A 22,193-nucleotide genomic window follows, 5' to 3' on the forward strand; every position below is an offset into this window, starting at 1 on the left:
AATTTTTTATATTTTAAAGGAGTCCTATCATGGCAGTATTTGAAAAAGTACAAGAAATTATCGTTGAAGAACTTGGGAAAGACGCATCAGAAGTAACACTTGAATCAACTTTTGATGATTTGGATGCAGATTCATTGGACTTGTTCCAAGTAATCTCTGAAATCGAAGATGCTTTCGATATCCAAATCGAAGCAGAAGATAATTTGAAAACAGTTGGTGACTTGGTTGCCTACGTTGAAGAGCAAACAAAATAATTAACATATTACTAGAAGGAGTTGGGGAAACCCACTCCCTCTTGTTTAGGTAATAGTTTGAAACTCAAATGATAAACTCATCGAACTATTACGTAAGCAAGGAATGATGGAGGCACTATGAAAACACGTATTACAGAATTATTGAACATTGATTATCCTATTTTTCAAGGAGGAATGGCCTGGGTTGCAGATGGTGACTTGGCTGGTGCAGTATCAAAAGCTGGTGGTCTAGGGATCATTGGTGGTGGGAATGCACCTAAAGAGGTCGTAAAGGCTAATATCGATAAAATCAAATCACTTACGGACAAACCTTTTGGTGTTAACATCATGCTCTTGTCACCTTTTGTAGAAGACATCGTTGATCTCGTGATTGAAGAGGGGGTCAAGGTGGTTACAACTGGTGCAGGAAATCCAAGTAAATACATGACTCGTTTCCATGATGCAGGAATTACAGTTATTCCTGTTGTTCCAAGTGTTGCTTTGGCAAAACGCATGGAAAAAATTGGTGCAGATGCAGTTATTGCAGAGGGAATGGAAGCCGGTGGACATATTGGTAAATTAACAACCATGACCTTGGTTCGCCAAGTTGCTGCAGCCGTTTCAATTCCGGTTATCGCAGCTGGAGGAATTGCCGACGGTGAAGGTGTCGCTGCAGGCTTTATGCTTGGTGCAGAGGCTGTTCAAGTTGGTACGCGTTTCGTAGTAGCTAAGGAATCTAACGCTCATCCAAAATACAAGGAAAAAATCTTAAAAGCGCGTGATATCGATACGACTATTTCAGCTCAACATTTTGGACATGCTGTTCGCGCCATTAAAAATCAGTTGACTCGTGACTTTGAACAGGCTGAAAAGGATGCCTTTAAACAAGAAGATCCAGATTTAGAAATCTTTGAACAAATGGGAGCTGGTGCTCTTGCTAAAGCCGTTGTTCATGGAGATGTAGAAGGTGGATCCGTCATGGCAGGTCAGATTGCTGGTTTGGTTTCTAAAGAGGAAACTGTCGAAGAAATCTTAAAAGATCTATACTATGGTGCAGCCAAAAAAATTCAAGAAGAAGCCTCTCGTTGGGCAGGAGTTGTAAGAAATGACTAAAACAGCCTTTCTATTTGCAGGTCAAGGTGCTCAGTATCTAGGAATGGGGCGAGATCTCTATGATCGCTACCCTATCGTCAAGGAAACAATTGACCAAGCCAGTCAGATTTTGGGTTATGACCTACGTGACTTGATTGATAAGGAAGAAACCAAGCTAAACCAGACTCGTTATACGCAGCCAGCTATTTTAGCGACTTCGGTTGCTATTTACCGACTATTGAAAGAAAAGGGTTATCAGCCGGATATGGTAGCAGGATTGTCTCTTGGGGAATATTCTGCTCTTGTAGCAAGTGGTGCCTTGGACTTCGAAGAGGCAGTTGCCTTGGTTGCTAAGCGTGGTGCTTATATGGAAGAGGCTGCACCTGCAGGATCTGGAAAGATGGTAGCCGTTCTTAATACTCCAGTTGAAGTGATTGAGGAAGCTTGTGAAACAGCCTCTAAAGTTGGAGTAGTGACTCCAGCTAACTACAACACCCCAAGCCAAATCGTTATCGGTGGTGAGGTGGCTGCGGTTGACCACGCAGTTGAACTCTTGCAGGAAGCAGGAGCAAAACGACTGATTCCTTTAAATGTATCTGGTCCTTTCCATACAGCTCTTCTTGAGCCAGCCAGTCAGCAACTAGCTGGAGCTCTTGAAGGAGTGAGTTTCTCTGACTTTACTTGCCCACTAGTCGGCAATACGGAAGCTGCTGTCATGGAAAAAGGTCGAATCCAAGAGCTTTTGACGCGTCAGGTAAAAGAACCTGTTCGTTTTTATGAAAGTATTGCTGTGATGCAGGATGCTGGGGTAACCAACTTTATTGAAATTGGTCCGGGTAAGGTCCTATCAGGCTTTGTCAAAAAAATCGATAAAACAGCTCAGCTAGCTAACGTTGAAGACCAAGCAAGCTTGGATGCTTTGTTAGGAAACTAATGATCCCTTCTCCCACAAAATACAACAGGAAATAGGAGAAATAGAATGCAACTTACAAACAAAAATGTCTTTGTAACAGGTTCAAGTCGTGGTATCGGACTTGCCATTGCTCACAAATTTGCCCAACTAGGCGCTAATGTAGTTTTGAATAGTCGAGGAGCAATCTCAGAAGAATTGCTGGCTGAGTTTTCAAACTACGGCGTCAAAGTAGTACCGATTTCAGGTGATGTTTCAGACTTTGCAGATGCCAAGCGTATGGTAGATCAAGCGATTACAGAACTCGGTTCTGTCGATGTCTTGGTCAACAATGCTGGGATTACTCAGGATACTCTCATGCTCAAGATGACCGAGGAAGACTTTGAAAAAGTGATTAAGATCAACTTGACAGGTGCTTTCAACATGACGCAAGCAGTCTTGAAACAGATGATCAAGGCACGTGAAGGTGCGATTATCAATATGTCGAGTGTGGTCGGTTTGATGGGAAATATCGGACAAGCCAACTATGCGGCTTCTAAAGCGGGTTTGATTGGGTTTACCAAGTCAGTAGCACGTGAAGTTGCCAATCGTAATGTGCGCGTAAATGCTCTTGCACCAGGAATGATCGAGTCAGATATGACTGCTGTTTTGTCTGATAAGGTCAAGGAAGCGACATTGGCCCAAATCCCAATGAAACATTTCGGTCAAGCAGAACATATCGCAGATGCTACAGTGTTCCTGGCTGGACAGGATTATTTGACTGGACAAGTTCTCGCTGTTGATGGCGGACTTAGCATGTAAAAAATAAGGAAAGATATAGGTAAGACAGATGAAACTAAATCGAGTTGTAGTAACAGGTTACGGATTGACCTCTCCTATCGGAAATACTCCAGAAGAATTTTGGAACAGTTTGCAAACTGGGAAGATTGGAATTGGAGAAATCACTAAGTTTGACCACAGCGAATTTGCTGTGCACAATGCGGCAGAAGTTCAAGATTTCCCATTTGATAAATACTTTGTCAAAAAAGATACCAACCGTTTTGACAACTATTCTTTGTATGCCTTGTATGCGGCTCAAGAAGCGGTGACAAACGCAAATCTTGATGTAGAAGCAATCGATAAAGATCGCTTTGGTGTCATCGTGGCTTCTGGTATTGGGGGAATTAAAGAAATCGAAGATCAGGTTATCCGTCTTCATGAAAAAGGTCCAAAACGTGTTAAACCAATGACACTTCCAAAAGCCTTGCCAAATATGGCTTCAGGAAATGTTGCTATGCGTTTCGGAGCAAACGGTATCTGTAAATCAATCAATACAGCCTGTGCCTCATCAAACGATGCCATTGGGGATGCCTTCCGTTCTATCAAGTTTGGTTTCCAAGATGTCATGTTAGTTGGTGGATCAGAATCATCTATCACTCCTTTTGCTATCGCTGGTTTCCAAGCTTTGACCGCCCTATCAACTACAGAGGATCCAACTCGTGCTTCTATCCCATTTGACAAAGACCGTAATGGTTTTGTGATGGGAGAAGGTTCAGGGATGTTGGTTCTTGAAAGCCTTGAACATGCTGAAAAACGTGGTGCAACTATCCTGGCTGAAGTAGTTGGCTATGGTAATACCTGTGATGCTTACCATATGACTTCACCTCATCCAGAAGGTCAAGGTGCGATTAAGGCTATGAAGTTGGCTTTGGAAGAAGCAGAAATTTCTCCAGAGCAAGTGGCTTACGTCAATGCCCACGGAACTTCAACTCCTGCTAATGAAAAAGGAGAAAGTGGTGCGATCGTAGCTGTCCTTGGTAAAGAAGTACCTGTATCTTCAACAAAGTCCTTTACAGGACACTTACTTGGTGCTGCAGGGGCAGTAGAAGCCATCGCTACAATTGAAGCCATGCGTCATAACTATGTACCAATGACAGCTGGAACAAGCGAGTTATCAGACTATATCGAAGCGAATGTCGTTTATGGACAAGGCTTGGAACAGGAAATCCCTTATGCTATTTCAAACACTTTTGGTTTTGGTGGACACAATGCGGTTCTTGCTTTCAAACGTTGGGAGAATAAATAATTATGAATTTAAATGAGATCAAAGACTTGATGGCTCAATTTGACCAATCAAGTTTGAGAGAATTTTCTTATAAAAACGGAACGGACGAATTGCAGTTCAGTAAGAATGAAGCAAGAATGGCTTCTGAAGTACCAGCTCAAGTTGTTCCAGCGCCAGCTGCAGTGGTTGCTAGTCCAGCAGTTTCGGCCCCTTCAACTCCAGTAGAGAGTGCAGTGGAAGAAGCTCCAGCACCAGCTGAAACGACGGTTGCTCCAGAGGGTGATATCGTTGAGAGTCCTCTTGTAGGGGTAGCTTACTTGGCCGCTGGACCAGATAAACCTGCCTTCGTCACAGTCGGAGACAGTGTTAAAAAAGGTCAGACTTTGGTGATCATCGAAGCCATGAAAGTCATGAATGAAATCCCAGCGCCTAAGGATGGTGTGGTGACAGAAATTCTCGTTTCAAATGAAGAAATGGTTGAATTCGGTAAAGGATTGGTACGCATTAAATGATCGATATTCAAGGAATCAAAGAAGCTCTACCCCATCGCTACCCCATGCTCCTAGTGGATCGTGTCTTGGAAGTGAGCGAGGATACCATTGTTGCCATTAAAAATGTGACCATCAACGAACCTTTCTTCAATGGTCATTTTCCTCAATACCCAGTTATGCCAGGTGTTCTTATCATGGAAGCCTTGGCTCAGACTGCTGGTGTCTTGGAATTGTCCAAACCTGAAAATAAAGGGAAACTGGTCTTCTACGCTGGCATGGACAAGGTTAAGTTCAAGAAGCAAGTTGTACCAGGTGACCAATTAGTCATGACGGCTACTTTTGTCAAACGTCGTGGTACGATTGCTGTGGTTGAAGCAAAGGCTGAAGTAGATGGTAAGCTTGCAGCGAGTGGTACTCTTACCTTTGCAATTGGAAACTAAGGAGGTTCTCCATGTTTCGTAAAATTTTGATTGCCAACCGTGGTGAGATTGCGGTTCGCATTATTCGAGCTGCGCGTGAATTGGGCATTGCAACCGTAGCAGTTTATTCAACTGCTGATAAGGAAGCTCTTCACACACTCCTAGCGGATGAAGCTATCTGTATCGGACCTGGTAAGGCGACAGAATCTTATCTCAATATCAACGCTATTTTGTCTGCTGCAGTATTGACAGAAACAGAAGCCATCCACCCAGGTTTTGGTTTTCTTAGCGAAAATTCCAAGTTTGCTACGATGTGTGATGAAGTGGGGATTAAGTTCATCGGTCCTTCTGGGGCAGTAATGGATACCATGGGAGATAAGATCAATGCGCGTGAGCAAATGATAAAGGCTGGGGTTCCAGTTATCCCAGGATCTGATGGTGAAGTTCACACGGCTGAAGAGGCCCTTGCAGTTGCAGAAAAAATTGGCTATCCTGTCATGCTTAAGGCATCGGCAGGTGGTGGTGGAAAAGGGATTCGTAAGGTTGAAAAGGCAGAAGACTTGGTCGCAGCCTTTGAGACAGCATCCAGTGAAGCCAAGGCCAATTTTGGAAATGGCGCTATGTATCTTGAGCGTGTGATTTATCCAGCTCGCCATATCGAAGTTCAGATTCTTGCGGACCAAGAGGGTCATGTTGTCCATCTTGGTGAACGGGACTGTTCACTCCAACGGAATAACCAAAAGGTCTTAGAAGAAAGCCCATCCATTGCGATTGGCAAAACCCTTCGTCATGAAATTGGTGCTGCAGCCGTTCGTGCAGCAGAGTCTGTAGGCTATGAAAATGCAGGAACGATTGAATTTCTTCTCGATGAAGCGAGTGGCAATTTCTACTTCATGGAAATGAATACTCGTGTGCAAGTGGAACACCCAGTCACAGAGTTTGTTTCAGGTGTTGATATCGTGAAGGAACAGATTCGCATTGCTGCCGGGCAACCTTTACCTTTCAAACAAGAAGATATCGTCCTACGAGGTCATGCTATCGAGTGCCGGATCAATGCAGAAAATCCAGCATTTAACTTTGCTCCAAGCCCAGGGAAAATTACCAATCTCTATCTACCAAGTGGTGGAGTTGGCTTGCGCGTGGACTCAGCAGTTTATCCAGGTTATACCATTCCCCCTTACTATGATAGTATGATTGCTAAAATCATTGTTCATGGGGAGAATCGTTTTGATGCTCTTATGAAGATGCAACGGGCACTTTATGAACTTGATATTGAAGGAGTGCAAACCAATGCAGACTTCCAGTTGGATCTGATTTCAGACCGCCGAGTTATCGCTGGTGACTACGATACTTCCTTCTTGATGGAAACTTTCTTGCCAAAATACCAAGAAAAAGAATAGACTTTCAAACAGTATGAGAACTAAAAGGGGGAGTTATGGCTCTATTTAGTAAAAAGGATAAGTATATTCGGATCAATCCTAACCGTTCCGTAAGGCAGAAACCACAAGCCAAGCCTGAGGTTCCGGATGAACTCTTCTCCCAGTGTCCTGGTTGTAAACACACCATTTATCAAAAGGACCTTGGGAGCGAACGAATTTGTCCCCATTGTAGCTATACTTTCCGTATTTCAGCTCAGGAACGCTTGGATTTGACGATTGATTCTGACAGCTTTGTGGAGATGTTTACGGGTATTGAAACTCAAGATCCATTAAACTTTCCTGGCTACCAGAAAAAATTGGCTACTATGCGTGAAAAGACAGGTTTGGATGAAGCAGTACTGACTGGTACAGCTAGTATCAAGGGACAAAAAGTTGCCCTTGGGATCATGGATTCAAATTTTATCATGGCTTCTATGGGAACCGTTGTGGGTGAAAAAATCACGCGCTTGTTTGAGTATGCAACGGTAGAAAACTTGTCAGTCGTTCTCTTCACAGCTTCTGGTGGAGCCCGTATGCAAGAAGGAATCATGAGTTTGATGCAGATGGCTAAAATTTCTGCGGCAGTTCAACGTCATTCCAAGGCAGGACTTTTTTACCTAACTATCTTAACCGATCCGACAACAGGTGGGGTGACTGCTTCTTTTGCTATGGAAGGTGATATTATCCTAGCGGAGCCACAGAGTTTGGTTGGGTTTGCTGGACGTCGTGTTATCGAAAATACAGTTCGTGAGACCTTGCCGGATGACTTCCAAAAGGCAGAATTTCTACTTGAACATGGATTTGTTGATGCAATTGTTAAACGGAGAGAATTGCCTGAAACAATTGCTAAATTAGTAAGATTGCATGGAGGAAGTCGCGGATGAATATTGCAAAAATAGTCAGAGAGGCACGCGAGCAGAGTCGTTTGACCGCACTTGATTTTGCCAATGGAATTTTTGACGAGTTTATCGAATTGCATGGAGATCGCTCTTTCCGTGATGATGGTGCGGTCATCGGTGGAATTGGTTGGTTAGGTGACCAAGCAGTAACTGTCCTTGGTATCCAAAAGGGAAAAAGTCTTCATGATAACCTCAAACGAAATTTTGGGCAACCACATCCAGAAGGCTATCGTAAGGCCTTGCGCCTGATGAAACAGGCAGAAAAGTTTGGCCGTCCAGTTGTGACTTTTATCAATACGGCGGGTGCTTACCCAGGTGTTGGTGCCGAGGAACGTGGACAAGGTGAAGCAATTGCCCGAAACCTGATGGAAATGAGTGACCTCAAGGTTCCAATCATTGCGATTATTATCGGTGAAGGTGGATCTGGTGGGGCCCTAGCTCTAGCCGTAGCTAACCGTGTCTGGATGTTAGAAAACTCAATCTACGCAGTACTTAGCCCGGAAGGATTTGCCTCTATCCTTTGGAAGGATGGAAGTCGTGCTATGGAAGCAGCGGAATTGATGAAAATCACTTCACATGAACTCCTAGAAATGGGAATCGTAGACAAGGTAATCTCAGAAGCAGGGCTGTCAAGTAAAGAACTGCTAGGTTGCGTTAAAAATGAATTGCGTGTAGAACTAGATAGGTTGCAAGAACTACAACTCGACCAACTTATCGAAGAACGTTACCAACGCTTTAGAAAATACTAAGAAATTTTAAAAGCTAGAACATTTTGTTCTAGCTATTTTGATAATAGAGCATGGATAAACATGAATACTCTAGATAAATAAGAAAAACAATCAATGGTCTATCCTCTATATAACCATAATAGAGAGTTTCCCATTAGGAGAGCAAGAATGAAAAAGATAATACATTTAGGAATCTGTATGATTTTAATGTTCCTGTACATTTATTTAACGCCATTAGGGGCTATAACTCTAGCTAGAACCTTTGGTTTAGGAATGGACAGCTATATAATCTTCCTAGTTGGAGAAGTGTTGCTTATTTTCTTTTTATTCGTTTTGTGGTTGAAAAAGAAGAAGATGCTCTTTATCTTCGACAAAAAGGGTTGGCGCTGGTCTTATCTCGCTTTCTTGGTAGCTTGTTTCCTTATCTATTCTTTTTTAAATGGATTTAGAATGCAGAATATTCGATTGATTGACCATAGCTTTATTTTCCAAGACCTTCTTTCAGAACTATACTTAAACGGAAGAGAAACGACTCTATCAAGTCTTATATTTTTAATCTTTAACATTTCGATTGTACCTGTTGTTGAGGAGACAATCTATAGGGGTTATTTTATGAATACCTTCTTTCCGAAGTCGGAGTTTTATTTAGATGTGATCTTGTCTTCTTTCATCTTTGGGCTCAGTCACTTGGTTCTATCCCATCGTGACCCCATCAGTCTCATAATTTATAGTATTCTCGGTCTTCTATTTGCAGTTGCTTATCGAGTTACGGGTAGTCTTCGATTTACTATTGTTTGTCATAGTTTCTATAATGCGATTCCCTATGCTCCGTCGCTCTTATTTTATATTTATTATTTGATTTTTAGATAGTAGGAAGTAAAGAAAAAAGTGTTTGATAATTGTCAAACACTTTTTCTAATTTAATGGGAAGATGGAGAAATCTCTTTTATCAATTTCTTATTTCTCAATGAGTAGAGCTACCATTTAGGATGAAAAATTGACAGTTGAGGAGATGGACTATAAAATAGATAAAAAAGATATATACTGTAGATGTAAGCTGACAAAAATTTATTTTAAGGAGCTACTTGATAGGACAGGTACAGAAACATTTACAGTTCTTTCATCTGAGGACTTAGAGCAAGTTTCAGGTGGTGGCATGATTTGGTTAGTTTATGATAGACATTGGGCTTCGCCATATGCATATAGTTTGGCGACAGAATGGAGTACAATACGTAATAGAATGACTGGTTATGGTAACGGAATTATACCTTAATAGTCTAATAATTTAAAGGGGTAAGTATGAAAAAACTAGGGCATTTGGGAGTCTATACATCACTGGTATTTCTATCGATTTACCTACCAGAGTTAGGGATTATGCATCTAACTAAGTTTTTAGGATGGGGGATAGATGGCTATTCTATCTTTTTAACAGTTGAAGTAATAGCTCTTTTGCTATTATTTATCTACTGGCTAAAAAAGAAAGAGATGCTCTATATTTTTGAAAAAAAGGGTTCAAAGAAGTCAAGATTCTTTTACCTTGTAGTTGGTCTAGTGGCTACTTATTTTGATCGTCAATTGGTGGATGCTTTTCAGTTACAGTTTCATCACCTAATTGATAACAAGTATATTTTTCAAGACCTTCTTTCGATTCTATACTCCAATGGGCAACCAACTTTTCTATCAACTGTTCTCAGTTTTAGTTTAACAGTAGTCGTCGCACCTATATTAGAGGAACTGATTCATAGAGGGTATTTTATGAATACCTTTTTCCCCCAGTCCGAGTACTATCTGGATGTTATCCTATCTGCTCTTATCTTTGGACTTAGTCATTTGATCCTAACTCACCGAGATCCTATCAGTTTGATTATTTATAGTTTAGGCGGTCTCTTCTATGCCCTTGTCTACCGGTGGACAAAGAACTTAAAAATTACCATCCTGTGCCATAGTTTTTTCAACTTCCTTATTTATGCAAAACCCATCTGGATTTTTGTTTATAATTATGTCTATTACCACTTTTTTAGATAGTGGAGGCAAAGAAAAAGTGTTTGATATTTGTCAAACACTTTTTTCTATTTACTGTTCTTCTGTTACAAACTGGCTGAGCAGTCCGTTGATAAAACGGGCAGATTTTTGATCTGAGAAGTCCTTTGCAAGCTCGATAGCTTCATTAACAGCAACCAACTGTGGAGTGTCAAATGAAGTGATTTCAAAGACTCCCAAGCGAAGGAGGTTTCTTTCCACGAGCGTTAAACGCTCGATAGTCCAACCTGCTTTTAAATGCTGTGTGATTTGCTTGTCTAGTTCTTCCTTTTTAGCCTGAACACCAGAAACTAGCTCTGTCAAAAAGGCTGGAAGTTGCACATCCGTATCTTCACGATCATGAGTATAGGCGAAACGACAAGCAGTTTCGACATCCGTACCGAATTCAAGGCTCATGAGAGCTTGAAAAGCGCATTTACGGAGTTGGCGTCTAGATTCTAATAGTGGACTAGTCATTGAGGAAGTCCTCGTCAAATAGATCTTTCAATTCTGGTTTTGGTGTTTTATCTGGAACGATACCTGCAACGTGAATATTGATGGCAGCGAGTTCTACATCAGCCATATTGCTGACTGCATCTTTAACAGCTTTCTGGATAGCAACAGCTACCTTAGGAACTTTTACTCCGTACTCAAGGTAGAGGTAGATATCTGCTGTGAGCTCTTCGTCCACGTTTTTTAGATAAACGCCACGGCCGAGTGAAAGTTTTGAAAGGGTGTCAGACACTGATTTGTTTGAAAAAGAGTGAACACCCTCTACTTTTGCAGTAGCAATAGCAATGATTTTTTCAAGTACACGTGGGGCGATAACGATTTCGCCAAGTTGTTCTTCAATTCCCATAGAATGACCTCTTTCTAGAGATTAGGCACGAGAAACGTAAGTTCCTTCTGCAGTGTTGATAACGAGTTTTTGTCCTGCTTCGATGAAGTCTGGAACGTTTACGACAAGTCCAGTTTCCATCGTTGCTGGTTTACCAGAACCTGTAACAGTAGCACCTTTGATAGATGGTTGAGTTTCTGCAACTGTCAATTCGACAGTAGTAGGAACGGTAACACCGATCACTTCAGTTCCGTAGAATTGGATCTTCACATCTGAGTTTTCAAGGATGTAAAGCAATTCGTTTTCAACGTTGACTACAGGGATTTCGTATTGGTCGTAAGTTTCTGTATTCATGAAGTAAGCTGTGTCATCCATTTTGTACAAGTATTGAGCTGGGACAGTCTCGATGATAGCTTGTTCAAATTTTTCCTCTGGACGGTAGCTTGTGTCAAATGTAGAACCAGTACGGACATCACGCAATTTCATACGCATGATGGTGTTTCCTTTACCTGGTTTGTGGTGGCTAGCTTCCAAAACGCGGATCAATTTTCCGTCAGCTGTTTCAAAGGTCATACCAGCCTTTAATTTACTTGCTTCAATCATGTTTTTACCTCTTTAATAAAATAATTTACTCTTTATTGTACCATAAAAGACAACATTACTCAAATGTCAGAAGGAACTTGATTAGTTGACTGGTACGATATTTCCATCTTCGTCTTTGGTAACGAGGACGTATTTTCCATCGACTTCGATGTAAAAATTCTTGCTGGCAGTTTGCCCAGTGTTTTGAGCCGGTGCTTGATTTTGGACTTGTTGGCTTAGTTGACCACCCAGAGTTTGGCCAAGATTCATGCCCATAAACATGTTCATCCCATTGCCATTCCCTTCGTTGGCAGCTGCAGCAATGAGCGCTTCATTGCGAGCACGGCGTTCTTCGATTTCAATCGTGTTGTACTTCATTGCCACGAGCTCACTATCAAGCTTGCGAACGATATCAAGACTTTCTTGGTCGTAGCTGAGGTCTTCAAGCAAGATATTGGTGGCTTCAATCCCGTAGAGGCCTGTCCAAACCTTGTTGACCTCTTGTTTAGCGAGTTCGTTAAAGGTGTCTTGATTGGCATTGAGGCTATAGATATCAACCTTGTTTTCGTTGGTATATTTGGCAATGGCAATCGCGATTTTTGGTGCGATATTTTGACGGAGCGTTCCTTGAGCTACATCTTGGAGAGTAAATGGCTGTCCGTCAGTAATTTGACGGCTAACAGAACTCACGTAGAAGAGGACTGGATCTGCTATTTTTACATCAAACAAGCCATAAAAACGGATGTTGAGCAGTTGTTGGTAACGTTCGCTGAAATATTCGACCGCATTTTGTGTGCCGAACTTATTACCTGCAATAGGTTGCATGCGGATAAAGATAATTTCTTGTTGGGTGATGACTTGTCCACCAAAAGAGAAACGGTTTTTAAAGTTTTCCCAAGTGCCTTTTAAACCACCTTTTTCAAGGAGCCAGGCGTTATCACCAGCTTGCCATTCGTGGCTACCTGCTTCGAGGACTTCACCAAGGAAGGTACCGTTGTTTACCAAAACAGCGGTATAACCTTGAGGAACGATAACCACACTGCCATCTGACAAAAGTCCAGTATTTTGATTGCTGTGACGAGAACGTCCATCTGGGTCTTTTGTGAGTAATTGACCTTTGACGGCCAAGGCGTCGCCAGAGACATTATCTGGAAGGACAATGGCTTCCTTGAATTTACTATCATTAAAACTATTTAAGCCTGCTGATAAGGCTGCACGTATAAATCCCATAATTCCTCCTAATTATAAAGCTCGTCTTCATCCACAACATCATAGGTATCGAGTACCCATTGGTTTGGACTGCGAGAGAGATTGGCACCACAGTAGTCGCACTCACTAACTGCAGAGATTTTCAATGGGGCGCCACAGTTTGGACAGTGGTCGCTCACAACTTCGTCTGGAGTGACTGCTTGCGTTTGGCTACCGTGTTGACGGATAAAGTTCAATTGATACACGGTGAAGAGATCTTTTTTAGGGTCTCCTTCAAGGACACGGCGAGTCTCATCGTCAATGACATAGTCCCGCAAGGTAGATGACAGGATCACCACTAAGGTATCGTTTCCGTCAGGATTTTCAATGAATTCCTTGATGCGAACATTTTCGATACAAACTTTCTCTAAAACATTAGTTGTTTTAGCACGAATATGGTCTTCGAGTTGGGTACTGTGTTGGGAATAGAGACTGGTACTTTCTAAAGCTCGGACAGAGTTCCAATTTTTTTCAGTCCAGGCAACCTGCAATTTAAGGTAGACTTCCTTAACCCAAGATGTGAAGGCTTCCGCGTCAAAGTTTGGATCCCCATATTTCACACGACTAATGGCCAGTGTGTTGTGTTCAACTCGACGATGGAGCGTTTGAGAATCATTACTAGTGTAGGTTGAATTCGAATCTCCAGACTTATTCTGCAAGGCTTTGACGATAACAACTAGTATGATTCCTCCGACTAATATGAACATAAATCCTAAATAGGGAGAGCTAGCAGAACTGTCAGAGGATGATCCATATCCAGAGCGGTAGTAGTGGTAGGATGAGCCACCAGAACGACTTCCACCTCCACTTGAGCGGCTGCTACTTCTGGAGCTACTGCGGCTGCTCCCTCCACTTCTGGAATGTCCGACACCCGCATCAACGATTTGAGGCACGGATAGAAAAACAAGTAATAAACAGGTCATTAAAAGAGCATAAAACTTTTTCATGTGTCTCCTAACTATATGATTGAAAAGGTAGAATTCTGAATTCGAATGATTATTAAACTATTTAATAACCTTTAAAATAATCTAATATATACTAGGCGTTATTTACTAGCATTTAGCTTCTTTATGGAATGGCGTTCGATGAGCCATCCCACAATCCATCCTATTGCTAGCAAGTAATTTTCAAAAGCACCGATAGCATTTACAGGAGAGTGATACTCCATATAATTGAGTAAGTGATTTGTTCCTATTCCAATTCCGCCAATAATGAGAGCAAGAAGTGCGATTCGTAGGTAGAACCAATCGTATTTAATATTGACAGCGAGAATAATAATCAATACAGCTAAATTCCATATTCCAATTTCTCGTTGCCAACCAGCAGATATTCCGTACCCGGAGTGGCTTCCCATGTATGATGGAAAGAAAATTTGTAGTATAGAAGCGCCTAACATAGCGATGATGACTAAGACAAATAGCAATCGTAAAAATTTGTTCATTCATTCCCCTTGTCTCATTCTCGTTTAAAAAGTAGAAAAAAGTGTTTAAAGAGTAAATTACTCACTTTCTTTCAACTTCGCCAATTCCTGGGCAAGTAGTTTAAGAGCAACTTGTGGGTTGGCTTGGCCTTTGGTTGCCTTCATAAGGAATCCTGTGAAGGCCTTGTCTGCGTTTCGTTTGCCTGACTTAAAGTCGGCAACGGCAGCTTCGTTATCCGCAAAGACTTGGTGGATGATTGGAATCAGAACATCTGGATCAGAGATTTGGACCATACCTGCTTTTTCCACGTATTCACGCGCGCCACCGCCATTTTTAGCTAGGTGGACAAAGACTTTCTTGGCAATCTTAGAAGAGATCGTGCCGTCTTCGATGATGGCAATCATTTCTACCAAGTTTTCTGGTGTCAATTCGATTTGTTCCAGTGTCTTGCCTTCAGCGTTCAAGAATTGAGCAACTTCCCCTTGGAGCCAGTTAGAGACTTGTTTGGCATCGCCACCGAGGGCAACAGCTTTTTCAAAGAAGTCAGAAGTGACTTTGTTTGCAGTCAACTGGCTAGCATCGTAGTCTGACAAGCCAAGATCAGATACGTAGCGCGCACGGCGTTCTTTTGGAAACTCTGGTAACTCTGTGCGCATTTCCTCAATCCACTCGTCTGAGATTTCAAAGAGTGGTAGGTCTGGTTCTGGGAAGTAGCGGTAGTCTGCAGCCCCTTCCTTGACACGCATGAGGATGGTTGCCTTGTTAGCTTCATCGTAACGGCGAGTTTCTTGGCGAATTTGACCACCTGAGCGAAGGATTTCAGCCTGACGTTGGACTTCGTATTCAAGCCCTTTACGGACATTGGAGAAGGAGTTGAGGTTTTTCAACTCAGTCTTGGTACCGAATTTCTCTTGACCATAAGGACGAAGGGAGATGTTGGCATCCACACGCATAGAACCTTCTTCCATCTTAACGTCTGAAATGCCAGCGTACTGAATGACTTCCTTGAGGGCTGTCAGATAAGCGTAGGCTTCCTCAGGAGAACGCATGTCAGCTTCAGATACAATCTCAATCAATGGCACCCCTTGGCGGTTGAGGTCTACATAGGAGTAGCCATCTGTACCGTGGGTGTTTTTACCAGCATCTTCTTCTAGGTGAGCACGTTCGATACCGATTTTCTTGGTCGTACCGTCTTCGAGCTCGACTTCAATCCAGCCGTTATAACCGATTGGCTCATCAAACTGAGAAATTTGATAGGCTTTTGGATTATCAGGATAGAAGTAGTTCTTGCGGTCAAAGTGCATCTTTTTGTGGATGTCCATGTTGAGGGCAAGAGCAGCCTTGATACCAGCATCGACAACACCTTTATTGAGAACTGGCAGTACTCCTGGGAAAGACCAGTCAATCACGTTGGTATTGGCGTTTTGGTCATTTCCGAAGTGGGCAGAAGTTGGTGAGAAGATTTTTGAATTGGTGTTGAGCTCTACGTGGACTTCAAGTCCAATGACTGTTTCAAAGTTCATTAGTTATCACCTCCAAAAATCACGGGTTGTTGTTTGTGGTAGTCGGTTGTCGCTTCAAAAGCAGCAGCAACTTGGTAAATGGTTTCTTCTGAGTATTTAGGACCGATCAGTTGGAGACCAACAGGGAGACCTTGAGCAAATCCAGCAGGAATAGAAATTCCTGGGAGACCTGCCAAGTTGACAGGGATGGTCAAAAGGTCAGCCAAGTACATGGCAACTGGGTCATGGTTGAGTGAGTCCAAGTCATAAGCAACACTTGGAGCAGTTGGTCCCAAAATCAAGTCGTAATCCGCAAAGACTTTTTCGAAATCTTGAATGATGAGGGTACGGACTTGACCAGCCTTCTTGTAGTAGGCGTCGTAGTAACCTGACGAAAGACTGAAAGTACCTAGCATGATACGGCGTTTCACTTCTTCACCGAAACCTTGGCTACGGCTGTTTACATAGATTTCATCAAGGTTGCTTGCATCTTCTGCGCGGTAGCCATAACGGATACCGTCAAAGCGTTGCAAGTTTGATGAGGCTTCTGATGAAGCGATGATGTAGTAAACGGCAACACCGTATTTAGAGTGAGGAAGGCTGACTTCTTCGACGATAGCGCCAAGTTTCTCAAAGTGTTTGGCTGTGTTGATGATTGTTTCTTTAACTTCTGGGTCAATCCCTTCACCAAGGTATTCCTTAGGCAAAGCAATTTTCATACCCTTGATGTCTTGACCGATTTTTGAAGTAAAGTCAGAAATGCGGACAGGAGCAGAAGTCGAGTCTTTGGCATCTTCGCTGGCAATAGCGTTTAGTAATAGAGCGTTTTCTTTAACAGTTGGTGCAAAAGGTCCAATCTGGTCTAATGAGCTACCGAAGGCAATAAGACCAAAACGTGAAACCGTTCCGTAGGTTGGTTTGAGACCAACAATCCCGTTGAAGGCAGCAGGTTGGCGGATGGAACCACCGGTATCAGAACCAAGTGACAAGCGGACTTGTCCTGAGGCTACGGCTGCGGCAGAACCACTTGATGAACCACCAGGAACCTTGCTGTGGTCCCAAGCATTTTTAGTCGCACCGTAGTGGGAAGTCTCACCTGATCCACCCATGGCAAATTCGTCCATGTTAGTTTTCCCAACAACAATCATACCCTTAGCTTTGGCATTGGCAACGGCTGTCGCATCAAAGATAGGCTCGTAGTTGTAGAGCATTTTTGAGGCTGCAGTTGTGAGGATACTGTCGGTAGAGATATTATCTTTGACAGCAAGCGGAATTCCTGAAAGGACATTATCCGCGTCAATTCCAGCTTCATCAATAGCCTTAGCTTGCGCAAGGGCTTGTTCTTCAGCGATAGTGACAAATGAATTGAGGGCTTCCTCACGAGACTTGATATCTTCAAGTGTTGCTTGGGTCAATTCAGTTGCTGAAATCTCCTTAGAGACAAGGAGATTGTGTAACTCTTCAATGGTTTTATGATTAAAAGTCATTAGGCATCTCCTCCATCGTCTAGGATAGCTGGTACCTTGATATAGTAGTTTTCTTTTTCAGGTACGTTTTTAAACAAGCGATCACGGTCAGATCCTTCTTCGGCTACATCAGGGCGGAGTACGGTCTTGCGGTCAGCCATAGTTGTAGTAGGTGCGATACCAGTTGTGTCGACTTCGCCCAGCAATTCAACCATATCAACAATTTTAGATAAGGTTGTCGCAAAGGCAGCAGTTTCTTCTTCAGAGAATCTTAATTTTGAAAGATTGGCAACGTGTGTTACCTCTTCTTGCGTAATTTTCATCTTGCATCCTTTCGTGAAATGATGATTTTTAGTCTGTTCTATTTTACCATATTTTCCTATAAATAAGGGAGCCAAACTGAAAAGAAATAGAAATTGAAAAATCGCTTTTAATTCGCTATAATGGTTAAACTAGAGAAAAGAAAAAATAAGAATTAGGATAGAAATATGTTCCATCAATTTATCACCAGATCTCAGACGGTTCCTCCTCCCATTTCGCTCTTTTGGTATGGGATTATGATGCTTCTCTTAGTGCTTTGTATTTATGGAGCGCTTGTTTATCACAAAAATCATAAATTTGTCCGCTTGTTTAAGGGGATTCAGTTCCTCCAGTTGCTAGCTCTATATAGCTGGTATGTTGGCTTTCGAATTCCATTTTCTAATAGCCTTCCATTTTATCATTGCCGTTTGGCTATGTTTGCGGTGGTTTTTTTGCCAGATAAATGGCGGAGCAAGCAATATTTTGCCCTCTTAGGAGCAAGCGGAGCTGTCTTTGCCTCGGTTTACCCGGTTTTTGACCCCTATGATTTCCCCCATATTACCAGTTTTTCGTTTTTGATTGGGCACTATGCCCTTCTAGTGAATTCCTTGGTTTACTTGATGAATCACTATGATAAGAGCTTACTAAAGAAATATATGATTGTGGCCTATACTTTTATTCTCAATCTCTTTCTAGTTGGGGTTAATCAGGTGACGGGTGGAAATTATGGTTTGTTAAACAAGACACCTTTTATTCCAGATGCGCCCTTGTGGTTAAAATACCTTCTTGTGTCCGTCATCCTTTCACTGGCTCTGGTTCTCTTTGATATCTTGTTCAAAAAACGGTGGAAAAAGAGAAATCAGGTGCAATCTGTACTCTAGCTTGCCTTTTCATCGGATGAGCAATTGAAAAACTCCCCAAAATCCGCTATAATGGAGAGTTGAAAGGAATGGTAAAATCCAATGTAAACATCATTCTTAGCTACTGAAACAACTAAAAATAGAACATCAAAGAAAGAGAACTTATGACTATTCAAGAAGAAATTAAGAAACGCCGTACCTTTGCCATCATCTCCCACCCGGATGCGGGTAAGACGACCATCACTGAGCAATTGCTCTACTTTGGGGGTGAGATTCGTGAGGCTGGTACGGTTAAAGGAAAGAAAACAGGGACTTTTGCCAAGTCTGACTGGATGGATATCGAGAAACAACGTGGGATTTCGGTCACTTCATCTGTTATGCAGTTTGACTACGATGGCAAGCGCGTGAACATCCTAGACACCCCAGGGCACGAGGACTTCTCAGAAGATACTTATCGGACCTTGATGGCAGTGGATGCTGCGGTCATGGTCGTGGACTCTGCCAAGGGTATCGAGGCCCAAACCAAGAAATTGTTTGAGGTTGTGAAGCACCGTGGCATTCCAGTCTTTACCTTTATGAACAAGCTGGACCGTGACGGTCGTGAGCCACTGGACCTCTTGCAAGAACTAGAAGAAGTCCTAGGTATTGCGAGCTATCCTATGAACTGGCCAATCGGGATGGGGAAAGCCTTTGAAGGCTTGTATGACCTTTATAACCAACGCTTGGAGCTCTATAAAGGGGATGAGCGTTTTGCCAGTCTGGAAGAAGGGGATAAGCTCTTTGGAAGTAATCCTTTCTACGCTCAGGTTAAGGACGATATCGAGCTGTTGCAAGAAGCAGGAAATGAATTTTCAGAAGAAGCTATTCTTGCAGGAGAACTGACTCCGGTCTTCTTTGGTTCAGCCCTCACTAACTTTGGGGTGCAGACCTTCCTTGAGACCTTCCTTAAGTTTGCTCCAGAACCACATGGCCACAAGAAAACAGATGGCGAAATTGTGGATCCTTATGACAAGGATTTCTCAGGATTTGTCTTTAAAATCCAAGCCAACATGGACCCTCGTCACCGTGACCGTATCGCCTTTGTCCGTATCGTATCAGGTGAGTTTGAGCGAGGGATGAGTGTCAATTTGCCTCGTACTGGTAAGACTGCCAAACTATCGAATGTGACTCAGTTTATGGCTGAAAGTCGTGAGAATGTGACCAATGCCGTGGCAGGTGATATTATCGGGGTTTACGATACTGGTACTTATCAGGTTGGAGACACCTTGACGATTGGAAAAAACAAGTTTGAATTTGAACCCCTTCCAACCTTTACACCTGAGATTTTCATGAAAGTTTCTGCTAAGAACGTTATGAAACAAAAATCCTTCCACAAGGGGATTGAGCAATTGGTGCAAGAAGGAGCCATTCAGCTTTATAAGAATTACCAAACAGGCGAGTATATGCTGGGTGCTGTGGGACAACTCCAGTTTGAAGTCTTTAAGCACCGTATGGAAGGCGAGTACAATGCAGAAGTAGTCATGAGCCCAATGGGTAAAAAGACCGTTCGTTGGATCAAGCCAGAGGACCTAGACGAGCGCATGTCCTCAAGCCGCAATATCTTGGCCAAGGACCGCTTCGACCAACCAGTCTTCCTCTTTGAAAATGACTTTGCCCTCCGCTGGTTTGCGGACAAGTATCCAGATGTGGAGTTGGAAGAAAAGATGTAACTCAGCACCAACAATTGGAACCAAAGTTCCTAATTGTTGGACGCTAGTCGCTATTTGGCGAACTAGCTAACTGCCTTACTAACTACGTTTGGCAAATAGAATCGATTTGCCAAACTCCGTGTCGTAGTGTAAAATCGGCTTACCTAAACGCTTCACTAGGAAAAATCCTCGAATTTTTTTGATTCGTGGATTTTTTGTCGTAACCACGTTTTGCAAATGAAATCGATTTGTAAAACTCAGTGTCGTAGATTTCGGCTATTAATTAGTATGGCATTTTGCTTAAATGCGTCGTAAGAAAAGTTCGCGAATGCTTTCGATTCGTGGATTTTTTGTTGGAAAGGATAGAAAGTTGCTATACCTAGCGATATGATTGGTCTATTTTACTGTTTCATTGAGGCAATTTTGGCCTATTTGAGCAAATTTTATAAGAGTAAGTTGGTTTCTTTTCTTTATGGTATACTAGAGATACAGATAAAATTTGAACACACCAACCGGAGGAACATATGGAAAAACAGATTAATGAGAAGATGACCGAGATTGTATATAAAGTAAATGATATGATTCCAGTTGAGTGGGATGACCTTTATATTAATTTTGAAGTAGATAAGACGCTTAGTGGTGGCGTAGTATTTTTCTTTAAATATAAAGGAGAATATCATTATTACATGGATATCCCATCTTTATTTGCTATCCCTAAGACAGAATTCAGAATAGATTACATAAATCTTTTTGCTTTAGGTGAAGATATGAAGAAGATTTTCATCGAGCAGGGTCTGGCAGAGTGGTCCGCCTTTACAATCAAAGTGGATGAAAACAATAAAACCTCTTTGGACTTTGACTATGCACCATGGAATAAAAGTAAATTTGGACCAACGGATAGAATAGAATTCTTTGAATACAAATACCTCGGCAAGCAACCAGCTAACGAAAAAGAACTTGAGTTGTTCAAAGCTATGGAAGCCTTTCAACAAAAATATAATGAGAACTAGTTTCATGGATAAACGGCCACCCTCGAGGTGGTCTTTTATGGTATACTGGGAGTGTAGAGTCAGTAAATTTGGTGATAACTTAGCATCGGTCAAAAAGCAAGCAAGAAATTTCCAAAAAAAGTATTGAGATAAAAGGAGAATGGGTATGGGAAACAAACTGTTAATGACAGGAATGTCGTTCGGTCACGTTAGTTCAGTAGCGCTTGAAGATTTAAAAAGGGGCTTACTTTCAGTAAATGATGAGAGAGAATGTGTATTGCTGATTGCTGAAATCTTAAAAAAGGGAGATTTTACAGTAAAAGACTTGCTGATTAACTTGATGAACCAGACAAAAGATGAAGCCGTACTCAATCTTTGTATTCGATTGTTTTGTTCAGTTTGTACACATGATGATTTAAAAAAAGTTGAAAATTTTCATTTTTTAAGTTCGGCTTCAGAATTTGCGATATTTACTTTTGTCGCTGGCGCTGTGGTAACAATGTCCTATGAAGTCGTTCCTTATCTTCTTACTCTGTGGGAGGAGTGGGAAGATACAGAAACCGAAGTGGAGTACGCTATTCAAGATGCTTTGGATAGTTTTCTCAACTATCGTTCAATTATAGAGGAAAATGCAAGATTAGAAGAAGTTGGAAGTTTATATTTTGATGTAATAAAGCACAAGAACTTAGATTACTATTATTATAAAACTCTTCAGGTTTTTCCTGGTTTATTTACACAAGAAATTATGACTGCTCTTTACATCGCTGCTCAAAAAGAACAGAAATACCATCTTTATCTTCAGGCTTCCCTTCTGTCTATTTACACAGGCAAGCAGGTCCCAGTGGATACCAATACTCTTATTTCAAAAAATGAAATTGATTTGATGGTTGGTTATATTGATGACTTATCAGAAAAAGACTGGACGGAAGGTATGAAATATTTTTACGGCCAACCAGTTGAAGAACTTGTAAAATAATGAAATGGACGATTGATAACAAAGGACTACTCTCGAGGTGGTCTTTTATTGTTTTCCAAACGCTAGTCCA

General features: G+C 41.9%; 26 protein-coding genes. 17 read left to right on the forward strand and 9 right to left on the reverse strand.

The window, feature by feature from the left end; all coding sequences use genetic code 11:
* Nucleotides 1-29 precede the first annotated feature (29 nt).
* The 13 genes from B7723_RS08095 (at nt 30) to B7723_RS08155 (ending at nt 10,259) form a co-directional block, all read left to right on the forward strand.
* On the forward strand, nt 30-254 hold the full coding sequence (locus B7723_RS08095) for an acyl carrier protein (protein ID WP_000257840.1): 225 nt from the start codon (nt 30-32) through the stop codon (nt 252-254).
* Between the two features lie 117 nt (nt 255-371).
* The gene (gene fabK / locus B7723_RS08100; RefSeq protein ID WP_000857451.1) at nt 372-1,346 is read left to right on the forward strand and encodes an enoyl-[acyl-carrier-protein] reductase FabK; all 975 of its coding nucleotides are present in this window, start codon (nt 372-374) and stop codon (nt 1,344-1,346) included.
* Nucleotides 1,339-2,259 (forward strand): ACP S-malonyltransferase, encoded by a 921-nt coding sequence (gene fabD / locus B7723_RS08105; RefSeq protein WP_084849905.1) that lies wholly within the window; start codon nt 1,339-1,341, stop codon nt 2,257-2,259. Before fabK ends, fabD begins: the two co-directional genes overlap by 8 nt.
* Nucleotides 2,260-2,304: 45 nt before the next feature.
* Nucleotides 2,305-3,036 carry a 3-oxoacyl-[acyl-carrier-protein] reductase gene (fabG, locus tag B7723_RS08110; protein WP_033583751.1) on the forward strand — a complete coding sequence of 244 codons (732 nt, stop codon included), beginning with the start codon at nt 2,305-2,307 and terminating at the stop codon, nt 3,034-3,036.
* Nucleotides 3,037-3,064: 28 nt separating this feature from the next.
* A complete protein-coding gene (gene fabF, locus B7723_RS08115) occupies nt 3,065-4,300 on the forward strand; it encodes a beta-ketoacyl-ACP synthase II (RefSeq protein ID WP_000774052.1) in 1,236 nt (411 codons plus the stop codon).
* A gap of 2 nt (nt 4,301-4,302) precedes the next feature.
* On the forward strand, nt 4,303-4,791 hold the full coding sequence (gene accB / locus B7723_RS08120; protein WP_084849904.1) for an acetyl-CoA carboxylase biotin carboxyl carrier protein: 489 nt from the start codon (nt 4,303-4,305) through the stop codon (nt 4,789-4,791).
* Nucleotides 4,788-5,210, forward strand: a complete 423-nt coding sequence (gene fabZ, locus B7723_RS08125) for a 3-hydroxyacyl-ACP dehydratase FabZ (protein WP_000565515.1) — start codon at nt 4,788-4,790, stop codon at nt 5,208-5,210. The genes accB and fabZ overlap by 4 nt, the downstream gene beginning before the upstream one ends.
* Nucleotides 5,211-5,221: 11 nt before the next feature.
* Nucleotides 5,222-6,589 carry an acetyl-CoA carboxylase biotin carboxylase subunit gene (gene accC / locus B7723_RS08130; RefSeq protein ID WP_084849903.1) on the forward strand — a complete coding sequence of 456 codons (1,368 nt, stop codon included), beginning with the start codon at nt 5,222-5,224 and terminating at the stop codon, nt 6,587-6,589.
* Nucleotides 6,590-6,624: 35 nt separating this feature from the next.
* Nucleotides 6,625-7,491, forward strand: coding sequence for an acetyl-CoA carboxylase, carboxyltransferase subunit beta (gene accD, locus B7723_RS08135; RefSeq protein WP_001173375.1), 867 nt, complete (start codon nt 6,625-6,627; stop codon nt 7,489-7,491).
* Nucleotides 7,488-8,255: an acetyl-CoA carboxylase carboxyl transferase subunit alpha gene (locus tag B7723_RS08140; protein WP_084849902.1), complete on the forward strand. Its 768-nt coding sequence runs from the start codon at nt 7,488-7,490 to the stop codon at nt 8,253-8,255. The genes accD and B7723_RS08140 overlap by 4 nt, the downstream gene beginning before the upstream one ends.
* Before the next feature lie 147 nt (nt 8,256-8,402).
* Nucleotides 8,403-9,104 carry a CPBP family intramembrane glutamic endopeptidase gene (locus tag B7723_RS08145; RefSeq protein ID WP_084849901.1) on the forward strand — a complete coding sequence of 234 codons (702 nt, stop codon included), beginning with the start codon at nt 8,403-8,405 and terminating at the stop codon, nt 9,102-9,104.
* A gap of 127 nt (nt 9,105-9,231) precedes the next feature.
* Nucleotides 9,232-9,507: a hypothetical protein gene (locus tag B7723_RS08150; RefSeq protein WP_239827371.1), complete on the forward strand. Its 276-nt coding sequence runs from the start codon at nt 9,232-9,234 to the stop codon at nt 9,505-9,507.
* A gap of 26 nt (nt 9,508-9,533) precedes the next feature.
* Entirely contained in the window at nt 9,534-10,259 is a 726-nt protein-coding gene (locus B7723_RS08155; RefSeq protein ID WP_084849900.1) for a CPBP family intramembrane glutamic endopeptidase, read from the forward strand.
* Between the two features lie 48 nt (nt 10,260-10,307).
* On the opposite strand, the gene nusB is transcribed toward B7723_RS08155, so the two are convergent.
* The 9 genes from nusB to gatC form a co-directional block, all read right to left on the reverse strand.
* A complete protein-coding gene (gene nusB, locus B7723_RS08160) occupies nt 10,308-10,730 on the reverse strand; it encodes a transcription antitermination factor NusB (RefSeq protein WP_000203659.1) in 423 nt (140 codons plus the stop codon).
* A complete protein-coding gene (locus B7723_RS08165) occupies nt 10,723-11,112 on the reverse strand; it encodes an Asp23/Gls24 family envelope stress response protein (protein ID WP_084849899.1) in 390 nt (129 codons plus the stop codon). Before B7723_RS08165 ends, nusB begins: the two co-directional genes overlap by 8 nt.
* Nucleotides 11,113-11,133: 21 nt before the next feature.
* Complete coding sequence (gene efp, locus B7723_RS08170; protein WP_000568640.1) at nt 11,134-11,694, reverse strand: elongation factor P; 561 nt, start codon at nt 11,692-11,694, stop codon at nt 11,134-11,136.
* 81 nt (nt 11,695-11,775) lie between these two features.
* On the reverse strand, nt 11,776-12,903 hold the full coding sequence (locus B7723_RS08175; protein ID WP_000505819.1) for an SPFH domain-containing protein: 1,128 nt from the start codon (nt 12,901-12,903) through the stop codon (nt 11,776-11,778).
* Nucleotides 12,904-12,911: 8 nt separating this feature from the next.
* Nucleotides 12,912-13,868: a zinc-ribbon domain-containing transport protein gene (locus B7723_RS08180; RefSeq protein WP_084849898.1), complete on the reverse strand. Its 957-nt coding sequence runs from the start codon at nt 13,866-13,868 to the stop codon at nt 12,912-12,914.
* Between the two features lie 98 nt (nt 13,869-13,966).
* Nucleotides 13,967-14,362, reverse strand: coding sequence for a hypothetical protein (locus B7723_RS08185; protein WP_001032000.1), 396 nt, complete (start codon nt 14,360-14,362; stop codon nt 13,967-13,969).
* Between the two features lie 57 nt (nt 14,363-14,419).
* A complete protein-coding gene (gene gatB, locus B7723_RS08190) occupies nt 14,420-15,865 on the reverse strand; it encodes an Asp-tRNA(Asn)/Glu-tRNA(Gln) amidotransferase subunit GatB (RefSeq protein WP_084849897.1) in 1,446 nt (481 codons plus the stop codon).
* Nucleotides 15,865-17,331, reverse strand: coding sequence for an Asp-tRNA(Asn)/Glu-tRNA(Gln) amidotransferase subunit GatA (gene gatA / locus B7723_RS08195; RefSeq protein ID WP_084849896.1), 1,467 nt, complete (start codon nt 17,329-17,331; stop codon nt 15,865-15,867). Before gatA ends, gatB begins: the two co-directional genes overlap by 1 nt.
* A complete protein-coding gene (gene gatC, locus B7723_RS08200) occupies nt 17,331-17,633 on the reverse strand; it encodes an Asp-tRNA(Asn)/Glu-tRNA(Gln) amidotransferase subunit GatC (RefSeq protein ID WP_084849895.1) in 303 nt (100 codons plus the stop codon). Before gatC ends, gatA begins: the two co-directional genes overlap by 1 nt.
* A gap of 165 nt (nt 17,634-17,798) precedes the next feature.
* Here gatC and B7723_RS08205 point away from each other — a divergent pair, with 165 nt between their 5' ends.
* From B7723_RS08205 to imm47, 4 genes are all read left to right on the forward strand, one after another.
* The gene (locus B7723_RS08205) at nt 17,799-18,491 is read left to right on the forward strand and encodes a YwaF family protein (RefSeq protein ID WP_084849894.1); all 693 of its coding nucleotides are present in this window, start codon (nt 17,799-17,801) and stop codon (nt 18,489-18,491) included.
* A 143-nt stretch (nt 18,492-18,634) separates the two neighbouring features.
* Nucleotides 18,635-20,179, forward strand: a complete 1,545-nt coding sequence (locus B7723_RS08210; RefSeq protein WP_084849893.1) for a peptide chain release factor 3 — start codon at nt 18,635-18,637, stop codon at nt 20,177-20,179.
* A gap of 503 nt (nt 20,180-20,682) precedes the next feature.
* Entirely contained in the window at nt 20,683-21,168 is a 486-nt protein-coding gene (locus tag B7723_RS08215; RefSeq protein WP_084849892.1) for an immunity protein YezG family protein, read from the forward strand.
* Nucleotides 21,169-21,313: 145 nt separating this feature from the next.
* Nucleotides 21,314-22,123, forward strand: coding sequence for an Imm47 family immunity protein (imm47, locus tag B7723_RS08220; RefSeq protein ID WP_084849891.1), 810 nt, complete (start codon nt 21,314-21,316; stop codon nt 22,121-22,123).
* The last annotated feature ends 70 nt before the right edge of the window (nt 22,124-22,193 follow it).

It is taken from the genome of Streptococcus oralis subsp. oralis, assembly GCF_002096435.1.
Lineage (GTDB): Bacteria > Bacillota > Bacilli > Lactobacillales > Streptococcaceae > Streptococcus > Streptococcus oralis_AA.